The sequence below is a fragment of the Lentzea aerocolonigenes genome, from assembly GCF_000974445.1.
GTDB classification, from domain to species: domain Bacteria; phylum Actinomycetota; class Actinomycetes; order Mycobacteriales; family Pseudonocardiaceae; genus Lentzea; species Lentzea aerocolonigenes.
The window spans coordinates 73,810-88,845 of sequence record NZ_BBOJ01000008.1; the positions used below are offsets into that span (position 1 = coordinate 73,810).

The window sequence follows — 15,036 nt, forward strand, 5'->3', positions numbered from 1 at the left end:
GCGGGCATCATGAGCAGCAGACTGCGTGCGATCGCCCGCGAGACCGTCGAGATCTCGGAGCGGGGTTCCTACTCCACCGAGGCGGGCGAGGTCTCGATCGACGTCGTTCCCGCTGTTTCGGGCACCAGGCTCCACCTGCCGGATGAGCAGCTTTCGTTGCCCTCCAAGGCATCGGCGGTGCGGATCGACGTCACCAACGAGTCCACTTCGGAGGCCACCCGCCGGCTGGGCGGTGACCTCGCCTGCCTGGTCTTCGCCTCCGCCCGCAATCCCGGCGGTGGGTTCCTCAACGGTGCGCAGGCACAGGAGGAGAGCGTCGCCCGCGGGTCAGCGCTCTACCCGTGCCTGCGCACCGCCGGTGACTTCTACGCGTACCACCGGGCGCACGAGGACCTCACCTACAGCGATCGCGTGATCTACTCACCTCGCGTGCCGGTGTTCCGCGACGACAGGGGAAACCTGTTGCCGCAGCCCTACGAGGTCTCGTTCCTCACCGCCGCGGCACCGAACCGGTCCGCGATCCTGCGCACCCAGCCCGACCGCGCCGACGGCATCCCCGCCGCGTTGTTGCGCCGTGCCGTCCGCGTGCTGCACGTCGCCGCCGCGCACGGTCATCGGCGGCTCGTGCTGGGCGCGTGGGGCTGCGGGGTCTTCGGCAACGACCCCGCGACCGTCGCCGAGACGTTCCGGATCGCGCTGCGGGACAACCCGTACTTCGACCACGTCGTCTTCGCTGTGCTGGACCGGCAGAAGGGCGCGCCGGCACTGACGGCGTTCACCGGGCTGACCTGCGGTGAGCCAAAGTGATGCCAAGCTGAGCCAGAATTGCTTGCTGGTGGTGCCACGGTGTGCCATAGTGGTGCCATGGATCTGACCCCGTATGTGGCCTCCCTCGGCCGCGAGCTGCTGACCGCCGTCGAGACAGGCGGCGAAGAGGCGAGCGCGCTGGTCGAGCGGCTGACCGTGACGATGGAGTCGGCGATCCGGCTGGCGCTGCTCGAAGCGCTGTCCGCCGCCGCCGACGAGATCACCGCGGACCTGGCGCCGGACTCGGTGCAGGTGCTGTTGCGGGGTCGTGACCCCAAGTTCGTCGTGACGCGCCGCCCGGTGGAGCAGCCGGTCGCCGCCACGCCGGAGCCCGTCGCGGCACCCTCCGAGGACGTGGCGGCCGGCTTCGAGGACGGCACCACCGTGCGCATCAACGTCCGCCTGCCCGAACCGCTCAAGGCGGCGATCGACGAGGCCGCGGCCAAGGAGGGCCGCTCGGTCAACGCGTGGCTGGTGCGCGCCGCGTCGGCCCAGCTGACGCCCAGGCCCGGCGCCGAACCGCTGCGCGGTGGGCCCGCCCCCGCGTCGCAGCGTTTCGTCGGCTGGGTCCGTTAACCCACAGCTTTTCACTTCACGTCTCTGACCTGCGGAGACGTTCTTCGAGCACCTTCTGAGGGGACAGCCATGCCTTCTTACGACACGTACGAACCGATTTCCGTCCTGATCGACGTCTACGCGGGCTTCGTCCAGATCCTCGCGAGTGACCGCGTCGACACCGTGGTCGACGTGCGGCCGTCCGACCCGTCGGACTCCTCCGACGTCGAGGCGGCGCAGAAGACCCGCGTCGACTACGCCGACGGCGTGCTGACGATCCGCGGGCCGAAGCGGACGTTCGACTTCTCCAAGAAGACCAGGTCGGTCGACATCGTGGTCGAGCTGCCCACGGGGTCCAAAGTGGACGCCGACGTGACCGCGGGCAGCACCCGCACCACCGGTGTGCTGGGGCAGACCGAGATCGACATGTCGGCGGGCCACGTGCACGTCGACCGCACCGGGCCGTTGAAGATCGACACCGGCGCCGGGCAGGTCCGCGTCGGTGCCGTCACGGGCAACGCGGAGGTCAAGACCGGCAGCGGGCACGTCCGCGTCGGCTCGGTCGCCGGGTCGCTGACGGTCAAGAACTCGAACGGCAACACCGAGATCGGCGCGGTCGACGGTGACCTGCGGGCCCGCGCCGCCAACGGGGACATCACCGCCGAACGGGTCGGGGGAGCGCTGGAAGCCAAGAGCGCCATGGGATCCCTCACCGTCGGCGAGGTCGTGCGCGACACGGCCACGCTGAACACCGCGATGGGCAGCATCGAGATCGGCATCGCCGAGGGCACCGCCGCGTGGCTCGACACCAAGACCGGCTTCGGCCGCGTGCACAACTCGATGTCGACCGGCGAAGGCCCTGGCGACGCCGCCGAGACCGTCAAGATCACCGCCCACACGTCCTTCGGCGACATCACCGTCCGCCGTGCCTGAGGGGAACACGATGAACGCGATCACCGCGAGCGGCCTGCGCAGGTCCTACGGCGACAACGAAGTGCTCAAGGGTGTCGACCTGAGCGTCCCGCGCGGCACCGTCTTCTCGTTGCTCGGCGCGAACGGTGCGGGCAAGACCACCACGGTCAAGATCCTGTCCACGCTGATCAGGGCCGACGGCGGCAGTGCGTCGGTCGCCGGTCACGACGTCGCGCGTGATCCCGACGCCGTCCGCGAGGCGATCGGTGTCACGGGCCAGTTCTCCGCCGTCGACAACCTGTTGACGGGCCGGGAGAACCTCAAGCTGATGGCGGACCTGAACCACCTCGGTCGCGCCGAAGGCAAGGTCAAGGTCCAGTCGTTGCTGGAACAGTTCGACATCGCGGACGCGGCCGACAAGCCCGCGTCGACGTACTCGGGCGGCATGCGGCGCCGCCTCGACCTCGCGATGACGCTCGTCGGGTCGCCTCAGGTGATCTTCCTCGACGAGCCGACCACCGGTCTCGACCCGCGCGGGCGCCGTGCCATGTGGGACATCGTGCGGCGGATCGTGGCGGGCGGCGTCACGATCTTCCTCACCACCCAGTACCTGGAGGAGGCCGACGAGCTCGCCGACCGGATCGCGGTGCTGGACCACGGCAGGATCGTCGCCGAGGGCACCGCGGACGAGCTGAAGCGCCGCATCCCCGGCGGGCACGTCCTGTTGCAGTTCAACGAACTCCGCGAACTGGAGTCCGCGGCACGGCTCATCGGCTCCGCGACCCGTGACGGCGAGGCGCTCGCCCTGCGCGTGCCCAACGACGGCAGCGTCCGCTCGCTCAAGGCGTTGCTCGACCGGCTCGACCAGAACGCGGTCGAGGTCGAGTCGCTGAGCATGCACACCCCCGACCTCGACGACGTCTTCCTCGCCCTCACCGGCAAGCCCGAAACGGTGGCCCACTCATGAGTTACGCACTGGCCGACTCGGCGACGATGATCCGTCGCAACCTCAAGCGCGTGATCCGCTACCCCTCGATGACGTTCCAGCTGCTGCTCATGCCGGTCGTCTTCCTGCTGCTGTTCGTCTACGTCTTCGGCGGCACGCTCGGGGCCGGCATCGGCGGACCAACCGGCGGACGCGCCGAGTACCTGAACTACGTCACCCCGACGATCATCCTGATGGCGATCACCTCCGCCGTGCAGGGCACGACCATCTCCATCGCCCTGGACATGACCGAGGGCATCGTGGACCGCTTCCGCACCATGCCCATCGCCCGTGTGTCCGTCCTCACCGGACACGTCGTCGGCAGCCTGGTGCAGACCGTGCTGAGCATCTCGTTCGTGCTCGGGGTCGCGGTGCTCATCGGTTTCCGGCCGAACGCGAGCGTGGCCGGTTGGCTCGCGTTGGCCGGTCTGATGGTGGCCATGGCGTTCGCGCTCATCTGGCTGTCCGCCGCACTCGGGCTCGCGAGCAAGACCGTCGAGGGATCGAGCAACGTCGGCCTGCCGCTGATCCTGCTGCCGTTCTTCGGCAACGGTTTCGTGCCCACCGACTCGATGCCGACCGTGCTGCGGTGGTTCGCCGAGTACCAGCCGTTCACCCCGTTCATCAGCGCCCTGCGCGGCCTGCTGATGGGCACGCCGATCGGCAACGACGGCTGGATCGCCCTGGCCTGGTGCCTCGTCATCGGGTTCGGCGGCTACCTGTGGTCCAAGAAGCTGTTCAACCGCGAATCCACCCGCTGAACCAGCCGAAAGAGAGCACTGCCATGTTGCACGGCCTTCCCATGGATCGCGACGTCACCCCGTTCGACCCGCCCAGCCAGATCACCGCGGTGCGCGCGACCCGTCCGGTCAGCCCGATGCTCTTCCCCGACGGCCACGAGGGCTGGCTCGTCACCGGTTACGAAGCGGTCCGGCAGGCGTTGGGGGACACCAGGTTCAGCTCACGCCAGGACCTCGGCATCATCCACGTGCCGTTCCCGACGCCCGGCATGCCGGAGCAGACCGAGCCGTCACCGGTGACACCGGGACTCTTCATCACCATGGACCCGCCGGACCACACCCGGTTGCGGCGCAAGCTGACCGGCGCGTTCACCGTCAAGCGGATGAAGGCGCTGGAGGAGGGGATCATCGAGATCACCGAACGGCAGCTGGACGAGCTCGCGAAGCTCACCCCGCCGGTCGACCTCGTCGCGGAGTTCACGCTTCCGGTGCCGTCACTCGTGATCTGCGAGATGCTCGGCGTGCCGTACGCGGACCGCGAGACGTTCCAGCGCAACACCGCCAAGTTCATGGAGCGGGAGGTGAACCTGGAGGACAAGATGGCCGCGTACATGGCGATGCACACGTTCCTGTACGAGCTCGTCACCGCCAAGCGCGCCGAACCCGCTGACGACCTGCTGTCCGACCTGGCCCGCGACGAGGACCTCAGCCTCGAGGAACTCACCGGCATGGCGTTCCTGCTGCTGCTCGCGGGGCACGAGACGACGGCGAACATGCTGGCGCTGGGCACGTTCGCGTTGCTGGAGCACCCGGAACAACTGGCCGCACTGCGGGCGAACCCGGAGCTGGTTCCCGACGCCGTCGAGGAACTGCTGCGCTACCTGGCGGTCGCCGACGTGTTCTACCGCTACGCCGCCGAGGACATCGAGTTCTTCGGGGAGACGATCCGCGAGGGCTCCACGGTCATCCTGTCGCTGCTGGCGGGCAACCACGACCCGCAGCGCTACGAGCACCCCGACAGCCTCGACGTGCACCGCAACGCCCGCGGCCACCTGTCGTTCGGGCACGGCGTTCACCAGTGTCTCGGCCAGCAGCTGGCCCGCATCGAGATGCGGGCCGGCTTCGAGGGGTTGCTGCGTCGGTTCCCGACGTTGCGGCTGGCCGTTCCCGCTGGTGACGTGAAGCTCAGGACCGACATGAACATCTACGGCGTGCACGCCCTGCCGGTGACCTGGAAGTAGCGGCTCAGACGGTGAAACCACCGTCGACGTTGATGCTGGCGCCGGTGACGTACGCACCGGCGTTCCCCGCCAACGCCGCCACGACCGCCGCGATCTCCTCCGGTTCGCCGTACCGCCCCAGCGCGGTCAGCCCGCGAATCGTCTCCGCCATCGGCCCGTCCGCCGGGTTCATGTCGGTGTCCGTCGGACCGGGGTTCACGATGTTCGCCGTGATGCCCAGCGGCCCCAGCTCACGCGCCAGGCCCTTCGTCATCCCGATCAGCGCGGTCTTGCTGGCCGAGTAGAGCGCGAAACCGGGGAACGGCGCGTAGACCGCGACGTTGCTGCCGATGCTGATGATCCGCCCGCCCTCCCGCATGTGCCGTGCCGCCGCTCGTGCCGCCAGGTACGGCGCCCGGACGTTCACCGCCATCGTGTGGTCGAACTCTTCCCTGCCGAGCTCCTCCAGCGGCCCCACCTGGAACGTGCCGGCGTTGTTCACGAGCACGTCGAGCCGCCCGAACTCGGCCGCGGCCTCGTCGACCGCCGCCACGACGGCGTCCGGGTCGGCGCTGTCGGCCCGAATCGCCTTGACGCCTTCGGGTTTCGTGTTCTGGTACGTGACCGCGACCCGCGCGCCCAGTGCGGCGAGCTTCGCGGCCACCGCGGCTCCGATGCCGCGGCTGCCGCCGGTGACCAGAGCCGTCTTTCCTTCAAGTGATCCCATGCGGACCAGCCTGGCCGACCTCCGCGCGGAGTTCTGGCGGGAATCAGACGGCGGCTTTGCGCAACGGCGCCGACACCTCGTGCAGGTGCTCCAGCACGTACCCGTAGGAGCGGAACAACCCGCACTGCGCATAGGAGATCCCGCGCTCGGTGCAGAACTTGCTCACGATCACCTGCGCGTGCCGCAGGTGCGGCCGGGGCATGCTCGGGAACAGGTGGTGCTCGATCTGGTAGTTCAGGCCGCCGAGCAGCAGGTCCACGAACCAGCCGCCGCGGATGTTGCGCGAGGTGAGCACCTGCTTGCGCAGGAAGTCGAGCGAGTGCCCCGCCGAGAGCACCGGCATCCCCTTGTGGTTCGGGGCGAACGAACACCCCATGTAGAAACCCCACAACCCCTGGTGCACCACCACGAAGGCAATGGCCTGAACGGGGGAGAGGACCCAGAACACCGCCGCGAGGTACACCACGACGTTCGCGATCATCAGGTACCGCTCACGCCCCGAGTGCCTGATCGAGTGCGAGTGCAGTGCGAAACCCTCGAGCAGCAGCATCGGGAAGAACAACACCGCCTGGTGCGATGCGATCCACCGCAGCGGGCCGCGCTTGGCCTCGCCCTGCCGCCGGGTGAACGCGAGCACCGTGATGTCGACGTCCGGGTCCTCGTCCTCGTGGTTGGGGTTGGCGTGGTGCCGGTTGTGCTTGCCGACCCACCAGCCGTAGCTGACCCCGGTCAGCCCGCTGTGCACGTGTCCGGCGATCTCGTTCCACCGCTTCGAGGCGAAGATCTGTTTGTGCCCGGCGTCGTGCCCGATGAACGCCAGCTGGGTCGTCATCACCGCCAGTGCGGCGGCGACCACCAGCTGCCACCACGAGTCGCCGAGCAGCGCGAACGCCACCCACGTCGCCGCGTAGAGCGCCAGGTTCACGCCGATCCTGACGAGGTAGTGACCACGCCGCCGGTCGAGCAGGCGGGCCTGCTTGATCAAAGCGGCCAACTCGGCGAAGTCGCTCGCCTGCCGGAGTGCCATTCGCGCAGTATGCCCCCTCGGCGCGACGAGCCCGTGCACAGGCGATGAAGGCACCACCAACCGCACGGGTCCCGCCGACGCCGACACGATGGAGTGATCATGATCGACTTCTCCGGCGAGCCGCTCGCACCCGCCCGCGCCGTTGTTGTCCAGTTCTGCTCCACAGCTCGATCCGCAGAGAGGACCAGCAGTGGTGGTCGACCACACCACCGTGCTCATCGTGGGCGCGGGGCCGGCAGGGCTCGTGTTAGGCAACCTGCTTCGTGCAGCGGGGATCGGCACCGTCATCGTCGAACGGGCGAGCCGGGAACAGGTGCAGACCAGGGCCAGGGCCGGGTTCCTCGGCCCGAACAGCGCCAGGGTGCTGACCGAGCACGGGCTCGGTGCCGGATTGCTCCACAAAGGACATGCGCACGGCGTTTGCGCGTTCCGCGGTGAGGACGGCGAGTTCGAGCTGGACTACGGCGAGCTCGGCACCGGCGAGGTGCACACCGTGTACCCGCAGCAGGACCTCGTCACGGACCTGATCGCCGAGTACCTCGACCGGGGCGGCGACCTCCGGTTCGGCGTCACCGTCACCGACGTCGACCCGCGCACCGCGACGATCCGGTGCCGCGACGAGCGGGGTGAGTCCGTGGTCAGCGGCCGGTTCCTCGCAGGCTGCGACGGCGGCAACGGGGCGACCCGCGCGGCACTCGCGGCCCGGCGGTACCCGCAGGACCACGGCATCAGCTGGCTCGCACTGCTGGTGGAGGCGCCGCAGAGCATGGCCGCGGTCACCTACGGCATCCACGACGACGGGTTCGCCGGCCACATGGCGCGCAGCCCCGAGGTGACGCGGTACTACCTCCAGGTTCCTCCCGGCGACGACGCGGAGACCTGGACGGACGAACGGATCTGGTCCGCCCTCGACACCCGGCTGCGCACCGACGAGTTCGGGCAGCTCAAACAGGGGCCGGTCCTCGAACGGCGGATCGTGCGGCTGCGTTCCGAGGTCGCCGACCCGATCCAGCACGACAGGATGTTCCTCGCCGGTGACGCGGCCGGCCTGATCAGCCCGTCCGCCGCCAAGGGCGCCAACCTGGCGATCATGGAGGCCGAGGTGCTGGCCTCCGCCCTGATCTCCGCCCTGCACGACGACGAACGGCCGTTGGCCGCGTACTCGCGCACCTGCCTGCCCCGCATCTGGCGGGCGCAGGAGTTCTCGCGCTGGATGATCGACCTCCTGCACGGCCAGGACGACGACTTCCACCGCGGCCTGCGCCGCGCCCGGCTCGACAGCCTGCGCGACTCCCGCGCCCACCAGAACTTCTTCGCCGAGCAGTACGTCGGCATCTGAGCCACAGGAACCACGATCATGATCTCGACCCGCACACCCGTCCTCGCCGCTGCCGACCTCGACCGCCTCACCGCGACGATGGAGCTGATCAGGGCGCACGACACCCACTCCGTCCTGGCCGGTGCCCTACCGTCGCTGGACCCCGACCAGCGGGCCGCCGTGACGCGGCACGCCACGCTCGACCACGCCGCGTTGCTGATCTTCCCGGAAACCCTTGTGGGGCTTGCGGACGAGCTCGCGCGGCACGGCATCGAGGTCGGCACGATGACGCCCAGCGTCGTCGTCCGCGAACGGCTGAGCAGCCGGTACTCCGTGCCCGTCGCCGAACTGAACGTCGGCATCCTGCGCGCGCCCGTCTCCGACCGCAACGGCTGGCCGTGCGAGCTGGAGATCTTCGTGATGGTGACGCCACCGGAGCTCGCGCACATCGCGGAGGACGAACGCCGCCACGAGCGGGAGAACCACGTCGCGCTGGCCGTGCGGCGACCGGACCCGGTGTTGCTGCGCGGGTTGCGCACGATGATCTCCGGCGTCATGCGGCCCGACGGCGGCGGCTACAACGGCTACGAGAACAGCACCGTCCTCTACTTCCGCGACGCGCACTGCGCCGATCCCGCCTTCCGCCGGCTGGAGCTCGTCTCCGCGGGCCGTTTCCCGCAGCTGCAGGCGACGCACCAGCGCGAGTCGTGCGCCGGCACCGAACTGCTGCGCCTGCTCACCGGGGCGTGGGCCACGCAGGCCATCGCGACCGCCGCGGAACTGCACCTGCTCGACCACCTCGCGTCGGTTCACGACCTGCCCGCGCTCGCCGCGGCCACCGGCACCGAACCGCAGAGCCTGGCCCGGTTGCTGCGCTACCTCGCCTCCCTCGCCGTCGTCCACCTCTCCGGTGACCGCTACGGCCTGACCGACCTGGGCGAGCTGCTGCGCTCGGACCTCGCGGGCTCGATGCGTCCACTGGCCCTGATGTACGGAGGCCCGTTCTACCGGTCGTTCGCCGAGCTCACCGAGTCCGTCCGAAGTGGACAGGAGTCCTACGCGAAGGCGTTCGGCGCCCACCACTTCGCCCACATGGCAACGGATCCGGCACTGGCGGAGCTCTTCCACGGCTCCATGGCCGCGAGCAACGCCATGTTCACCGGCGTCACCAAGGTCGTCGACTTCTCCGGCGCCCGCACCGTGGTCGACGTGGCAGGCGGCAACGGCGAGCTGCTGTCCCGAGTCCTGCACGCCCACCCGGAGCTGCGCGGCGTCCTGCTGGACCTCCCGAACGCCCTGGCCGCCGCCCGGCCACGCCTCGCGGACCTGGCGGACCGCGTCACGCTGGTCCCCGGCGACTTCACCCGCGAGGTCCCGGCCACCGGCGACATCTACCTGCTGTCCCGCGTGCTGCACGACTGGGACGACGACCAGTGCCGCACCATCCTGGCCACGTGCGCGCGGAACATGCCCGCACACGCCGAACTGCTGGTGATCGAGCGCCTGCTGCCGGAGACGGGCGACCCGAGCTCCCTCGCCATCCCGTGGGACATCCACATGCTCTGCAACACCGGCGGCCGCGAGCGCACCGAGTCCGACTACCGCGCGCTGCTCGCCGAGACCGGCTTCGAGCTGGTCGAGACGCACTCGTTGCCGCTGGACGCCCACGTGATGCGCGCCCGGCGCCGCTGACGTGTGACCCGTTCTGCCCGGTCTCGCCGGGCAGAACGGGTGCCGGGGAAAGTCGTTGGATCACGAGGTGCGCGCCGACCTACCGTGACGCCGTGAGCGATCAACCTGCAACGCCGATCCAGGCCTTCGAACCGCCCTACTACGCGGTGGTCTTCACGACGGTGCGCACCCAGAACCAGAGCGGGTACGGCGAGACCAACGACCGGATGGAAGAGCTCGTGAAGGACGTCCCCGGTTACCTGGGGATGGACCACGCGCAGACCCCGGGCGGGCTGGGCATCACCGTCGGGTACTTCCGCGACGCCGACGCTCTCAGGCAGTGGCGGACCAACGCCGAACACCGCGCGGCGCAGCAGCGCGGACGGGACGACTGGTACGAGAGCTACACGCTGCACGTGGCGAAGGCGGAGCGGAGCCACGGGTTCACCCGTCCGACCGCATGAGGACCGCGCCGAACGCCGCCCAGAGCAGGTTGCCCCCGACGTAGGCGATGAGGCCGAAAATGCGGTAGCCGCCGAAGCTGTCCGACGTCTCCAACGGGATCAGCCCGATCGCCGTCGCCGAGCAGAGGGCGACGGCGAGGGCGGCGAGCAGTGCTCGCGCAGGGCCGCGAACGGTGGCCGTCAACGCCACGACCACGCTGGCCGGCGCGAGCAGGAAGAGGTCGAACGGCGGCCCGATCGCTGCGAAGAACAGGTTCGTCGCGGCGAAGAGCAGCATCGTCACGCACATGACGGCGAGCGCCGCGGTCGTCACCCTGCGCTCGCCGACGCGCTCACGGGAACGCCAGAGCCCCACGGCGATCAGCACCTCGGGGACCGTTCCCATGAGCAGGCCCCAGCGGTGCATGTCCCAGCCGAGGACCTCGCGCTCGATGTTGTACGACGTCGGGCCGTGCGCCAGCGTGAACGGCAGGAAGGCGAGGGCCCCGACGACGCCGCCGACGAGCATCGCCGCACCTGCCGCACGAGCCATCAGGCACCTCCTGAGGGCGCAATGCTGGCACACCGCAACGGTTCGGGCGAACGGGGCGATACACCCATGAGGGGGAAAGCAAGCCTTCGGAGGTACCCCCATGCATGCGACCAGACGGCTCACCGCAGCCGCCGCAGCAGTCCCTCTGGTTCTCTTCGGCACGGCGGCCCAGGCCGCACCCTTCGCCGCCGGCGCCGACGTGCTGGTCAGCGGCCCGTCGGCGCTGACGGCCTGCCCGTTCGGCGCCTCGGCCGACTTCGCCGCCGCCTACGACAACACCGAGGTCGAGCCTCAGGTGGCGGTCAACCCCGTCAACCCGGCCGAGATGATCGGCGCCACCCAGCAGGACCGCTGGCCGGACGGTGGCGCCCGCGGCCTGTCGTCGTGGATCACCCACGACGGCGGCGCGTCGTGGAGCAAGCTGCCGGACGTGCCGTGGAGCGCCTGCCAGGGCGGCCCGACGCGGTTCGGCCGCGTCACCGACCCGTGGGTGAGCTACGACAAGGCCGGCAACGCCTACTTCATCGGCCAGCCGATCGACTCGGCCGCGCTCGGCCTGTCCGCGATCTCGGTCACGAGCCTCGACCGGGCCACCGGGACCTGGCGGCCGCCGACGATCATCCAGGAGGACGCCGGCGACCGGTTCGTCTTCAACGACAAGGTTTCTGTCACCGGCGACCCGACTCGTGCCGGGTACGCCTACGCGACGTGGATCCGCGGCAGCTATCCCAACGACGGCAAGCAACACCCGATCGCGGACCTGCACTCGTTCGCCTACCGCGGGCAGCCGATGTTCTCCCGGACCACCGACGGCGGACTGACGTGGTCGACGCCGGTGCCGATGCGCAACTCGAACACCTACTTGCAGGGCAACCAGATCGCGGTCGGCCCGGACGGCACGCTGTACAACGTCGCCGCGAACCTGTTCACCGGTGGAACCTTCAACGACAACGGCGTCTACATGAGCGTCATGACCTCGCGTGACGCCGGACTGCACTGGTCGGCCCCGGTGAAGATCGCGCCGATCGGGTTCGCCCAGCTGTTCGTGCCGGACGACGGTTTCCCGATCCGCGCGGAGGACTACCTGCCCGACATCGCGGTCGACATGACCAGCGGCGCGGTCTACGTGGTCTGGGCCGACAGCCTCGGCACGGCGCTGAACAAGGTCGTGCTGGTGAAGTCCACCGACGGTGGACGGCACTGGACCGGACCGACCGTCGTCGCCACCGGCGGGCCGAACGTGCAGTCGTACAACCACGCGATCGACGTGTCGGACACCGGCATGGTCACCGTGACCTACTGGGACGACCGCAACAACGTGCTCGGTGACGGCATCGCCACCACCGACATCTGGGTGCGCCACTCGCACGACGGCACACTCAGCTGGGAGCCCGAACAGCACCTGCACGGGCCCTTCAACCACTACACCGCCCCGATTTCCTACTTCGCCCCCGGTGACCCGCGAGGCCTGTTCCTCGGGGACTACATGGGCCTCGAAACGATCTCGGGCAACAGCACCATCGCGTTCTTCACCTCGACGATCGCGGACGGCGCCGACGTGCACGCCGTGCGGCTGAACCACAGCTGACGGCTCACGCTCGCCGCCGGCGACGCCACAGCACGACGACGAGAGCCGCGACACCCGCGAGCGCCACCGCGCCGACCACCTTCCAGACCGGCGCGGTGCCGCTCGCCGCGGGCTCCGAGTCCGCCGCCCCGATCTCGAACACCGACGTGGCACTGGACCCGTCCGCCGGCACGTAGAGGCTCGCCAGGACCTCACAGGTGATGTTCTGGGCGGCGAACGCGTGCTGAACCTCCACGTGCGCGGTCATCACCGACTGCTCGGTGGTGAACATGCGCTCCTTCGTGCGCACCGTGACCTTCTGGCCATCCACCACCACCTCCTGGGCCACGTCGTCGAGGCCGTGGTCGCCGAACGCCCTCACGACCTTCAGTCCGTCCGGGAACGTGAGGGTGGCCGCCCGGATGTCGGGCGCGTTGCCGCCGACGGTGTACCCGCACCGCACGATGAGCTTGTCGCCGACGCGGACGCCGTCGTAGTCGATCTTGTCGACGGTGATCAGGCCCGCGCTGGCGCCCATGCCGCGCGGCTCGTGGAACCCCGAGTCGTAGCCGGTGACGACGGAGCCGGGGACCTTGATGTCGAAGATCAGGGTCTTGCCGGTCAACATGTCGAACTTCGACCCCGACTCGAAGGACTCGTCCGTGAGCTTGGTGAAGATCCACGCCGTCCCGTCGACGCGCGCCCGGTCCTCGGACTGCAGCCGGTTCGGGCCCGCGGGCAGGTCGTGCAGGCAGTAGGTGCCGTCCGCCGCCGACGTCGTGCTGTGGTCCGGATCGTCGACCACCGAGATCCGGTGCCCGGCGATGCGCGTCTCGGGCTCGCCGATCTGGAGGTCGAAGTCGCTGTCCAGCCACACCGTGCCGCACACCTCGGCACCGCGAACGCCGAACTCGACGGCACCACCGTCCGACTCGACCGTGGTCGGTGTGGTCGTGACGAACTTCGTCTCCTCGTGGCTGACGGTCCACCGGCCCGCGCGGGGCAGCCGGTACGTGCCGTCCGTCCCTGTGCGCGCGACGGTCTCCCGTCCCGACTCGTCCCGGAGCGCGACCTCCGCGTCGCGGTAGCCGGGCTCGTCCTCGTCGCGGACTCCGTTGGTGTTGCGGTCCCAGAAGACCGTGACGAGCGCGCCTTCCTCCGCGTGTGCGAACGGCGGGCAAGTGCACACGATCAACACGGCCAGCAGCAGCGCTCTCACCTGACGGCCCTCCTTCGCCACGCCACGAAAGCCACGACCAGGACAGCCGCGACGAGGAAGACGACCAGCAGGTTCCACCGCCGCCCGTCCGGCCAGGGATCCGCCGGCAGCGCCCGGATCAGGACCCGGTAGTTGTCGTTGCCCGCGTTCGCGTCAACGGGCGGGTGGAGGATCGTCTCTCCCGTCCAGAGCGAGACTTCGCTGTGCTCGAACGGCTTCTCGACCACGGCGACAGCGACGATCCGCTCCTCCTGACCCGGCGGCCGCCGGTCGGGGAACCTGACGCGAACGATCTGGTCGTCCGTCTTGCCCGGCGCGCCCTCGGTCTCGACGATCCGCAGGCCGTCCGGGAGGCGCAGGGATGCCGCGTAGTTGTCGTAGGCGGGTCCGGTGATCCGGTACCGGCCGACGATCTTGACCCGCTCGCCGACCCGCAGGTCTCGCGGAACGGTCGAGCCGTCGGGGTTCACGACGGTGATGTCCAGCGCCCTGGCGTCCTTGCCCTCGGTCGTCACCAACGCCGTGTCGAGCCCGATGATCTCCGTGTACGGGTCCTCGATGGACAGCACCTTCGACTTGCCGTCCCGCACGTCGAACTTCGACGTCTGCTTTTCGTCGGGGTTCTCCGACCGCCAGTGCGCGACGCCCCACCCGGTCTGGTCGATGCCGAGGCGGTCACCGGACTGCACCTGGACGTCCCCCGTGGGCACGTCGAGGAAGCAGTACGACCCGTCGTCGGCCGTGGCGACCTCGATCTTCGTCCCGACGACGCCCACGTTCTCCCGGAACATCCGCTGGCCGCCGATGCGCGGTTCGCCCTCCTGGCGCTCACCGTCGGCGTTCTCGTCGAGCCAGGCCGTGCCGCAGATCGAGGCGCCGTGCACCCCGATCACGACCTTCTCCCTGCCCGCCTCGGCCGGATCGACCACCGCGCTCGCGGCCGTGGTGACCCCGAACCGCTCGTCGTCGAACGTAACCGTCCACCGGCCGGGCTCCAGCGTCGCCTTGCCGCGCAGGTTCGTCTCCAGCCGGTAGGCGAGGCCGGTCGGCTTGGAGACCCTGAACGACGCCATGCCGTACGGCGGTTCGTCGTCCTGCCGCACACCGTCGCGGTTGCGGTCCCAGAAGATCTCGACCTCGGCACCGTCCCGCGCCGCCGCACTGCCCGTCCACGCCCCGCTCGCGACGGCGGCGACGAGGACACCCGTCACCAGTCTGCGCACAGCTTCCACCCCCCAGAGCAACTCGTCGTGCCGCACGGGAAGTGTCCGGACCCGAGGAAACGTTGCACG

15 protein-coding genes are annotated in these 15,036 nt (G+C 69.7%); 10 read left to right on the forward strand and 5 right to left on the reverse strand.

The features are described from left to right. Positions 1-9 precede the first annotated feature (9 nt). The 6 genes from AOM45_RS16865 to AOM45_RS16890 all read left to right on the forward strand — a co-directional run bounded on the left by AOM45_RS16865 (position 10) and on the right by AOM45_RS16890 (position 5,240). Complete coding sequence (locus AOM45_RS16865) at positions 10-807, forward strand: TIGR02452 family protein (protein WP_030468346.1); 798 nt, start codon at positions 10-12, stop codon at positions 805-807. A 57-nt stretch (positions 808-864) separates the two neighbouring features. Continuing rightward, entirely contained in the window at positions 865-1,383 is a 519-nt protein-coding gene (locus AOM45_RS16870) for a ribbon-helix-helix protein, CopG family (RefSeq protein WP_030468345.1), read from the forward strand. Positions 1,384-1,452: 69 nt separating this feature from the next. Further along, entirely contained in the window at positions 1,453-2,295 is an 843-nt protein-coding gene (locus AOM45_RS16875) for a DUF4097 family beta strand repeat-containing protein (RefSeq protein ID WP_030468344.1), read from the forward strand. A gap of 10 nt (positions 2,296-2,305) precedes the next feature. Continuing rightward, positions 2,306-3,241: a daunorubicin resistance protein DrrA family ABC transporter ATP-binding protein gene (locus AOM45_RS16880; protein ID WP_030468343.1), complete on the forward strand. Its 936-nt coding sequence runs from the start codon at positions 2,306-2,308 to the stop codon at positions 3,239-3,241. After that, positions 3,238-4,020 (forward strand): ABC transporter permease, encoded by a 783-nt coding sequence (locus AOM45_RS16885; protein WP_030468342.1) that lies wholly within the window; start codon positions 3,238-3,240, stop codon positions 4,018-4,020. The genes AOM45_RS16880 and AOM45_RS16885 overlap by 4 nt, the downstream gene beginning before the upstream one ends. 41 nt (positions 4,021-4,061) lie before the next feature. Then, entirely contained in the window at positions 4,062-5,240 is a 1,179-nt protein-coding gene (locus AOM45_RS16890) for a cytochrome P450 (protein WP_051783604.1), read from the forward strand. Between the two features lie 4 nt (positions 5,241-5,244). Here AOM45_RS16890 and AOM45_RS16895 read toward each other — a convergent pair whose 3' ends face one another. Together AOM45_RS16895 and AOM45_RS16900 are read right to left on the reverse strand one after the other, a co-directional pair. Continuing rightward, positions 5,245-5,946, reverse strand: coding sequence for an SDR family NAD(P)-dependent oxidoreductase (locus AOM45_RS16895; RefSeq protein ID WP_030468340.1), 702 nt, complete (start codon positions 5,944-5,946; stop codon positions 5,245-5,247). 43 nt (positions 5,947-5,989) lie between these two features. After that, a complete protein-coding gene (locus tag AOM45_RS16900; protein WP_030468339.1) occupies positions 5,990-6,973 on the reverse strand; it encodes a fatty acid desaturase family protein in 984 nt (327 codons plus the stop codon). A gap of 190 nt (positions 6,974-7,163) precedes the next feature. Here AOM45_RS16900 and AOM45_RS16905 point away from each other — a divergent pair, with 190 nt between their 5' ends. The 3 genes from AOM45_RS16905 (at position 7,164) to AOM45_RS16915 (ending at position 10,426) form a co-directional block, all read left to right on the forward strand. Beyond that, complete coding sequence (locus AOM45_RS16905) at positions 7,164-8,312, forward strand: 4-hydroxybenzoate 3-monooxygenase (protein WP_201780000.1); 1,149 nt, start codon at positions 7,164-7,166, stop codon at positions 8,310-8,312. An 18-nt stretch (positions 8,313-8,330) separates the two neighbouring features. Continuing rightward, positions 8,331-9,983, forward strand: a complete 1,653-nt coding sequence (locus AOM45_RS16910; protein WP_030468337.1) for a methyltransferase — start codon at positions 8,331-8,333, stop codon at positions 9,981-9,983. Between the two features lie 92 nt (positions 9,984-10,075). Next, positions 10,076-10,426: an antibiotic biosynthesis monooxygenase family protein gene (locus AOM45_RS16915; protein WP_030468336.1), complete on the forward strand. Its 351-nt coding sequence runs from the start codon at positions 10,076-10,078 to the stop codon at positions 10,424-10,426. Here AOM45_RS16915 and AOM45_RS16920 read toward each other — a convergent pair. Then, positions 10,407-10,958 carry a hypothetical protein gene (locus AOM45_RS16920; protein WP_156093878.1) on the reverse strand — a complete coding sequence of 184 codons (552 nt, stop codon included), beginning with the start codon at positions 10,956-10,958 and terminating at the stop codon, positions 10,407-10,409. The genes AOM45_RS16915 and AOM45_RS16920 overlap by 20 nt on opposite strands. A gap of 100 nt (positions 10,959-11,058) precedes the next feature. Here AOM45_RS16920 and AOM45_RS16925 point away from each other — a divergent pair, with 100 nt between their 5' ends. Continuing rightward, entirely contained in the window at positions 11,059-12,546 is a 1,488-nt protein-coding gene (locus AOM45_RS16925) for a sialidase family protein (protein ID WP_030468334.1), read from the forward strand. 4 nt (positions 12,547-12,550) lie between these two features. Here the strand turns inward: AOM45_RS16925 and AOM45_RS16930 are convergent, their stop codons facing one another. Both AOM45_RS16930 and AOM45_RS16935 read right to left on the reverse strand, forming a co-directional pair. Further along, complete coding sequence (locus AOM45_RS16930; protein WP_156093877.1) at positions 12,551-13,744, reverse strand: hypothetical protein; 1,194 nt, start codon at positions 13,742-13,744, stop codon at positions 12,551-12,553. Continuing rightward, positions 13,741-14,967 carry a hypothetical protein gene (locus tag AOM45_RS16935; RefSeq protein WP_156093876.1) on the reverse strand — a complete coding sequence of 409 codons (1,227 nt, stop codon included), beginning with the start codon at positions 14,965-14,967 and terminating at the stop codon, positions 13,741-13,743. Before AOM45_RS16935 ends, AOM45_RS16930 begins: the two co-directional genes overlap by 4 nt. Between the last annotated feature and the right edge of the window lie 69 nt (positions 14,968-15,036).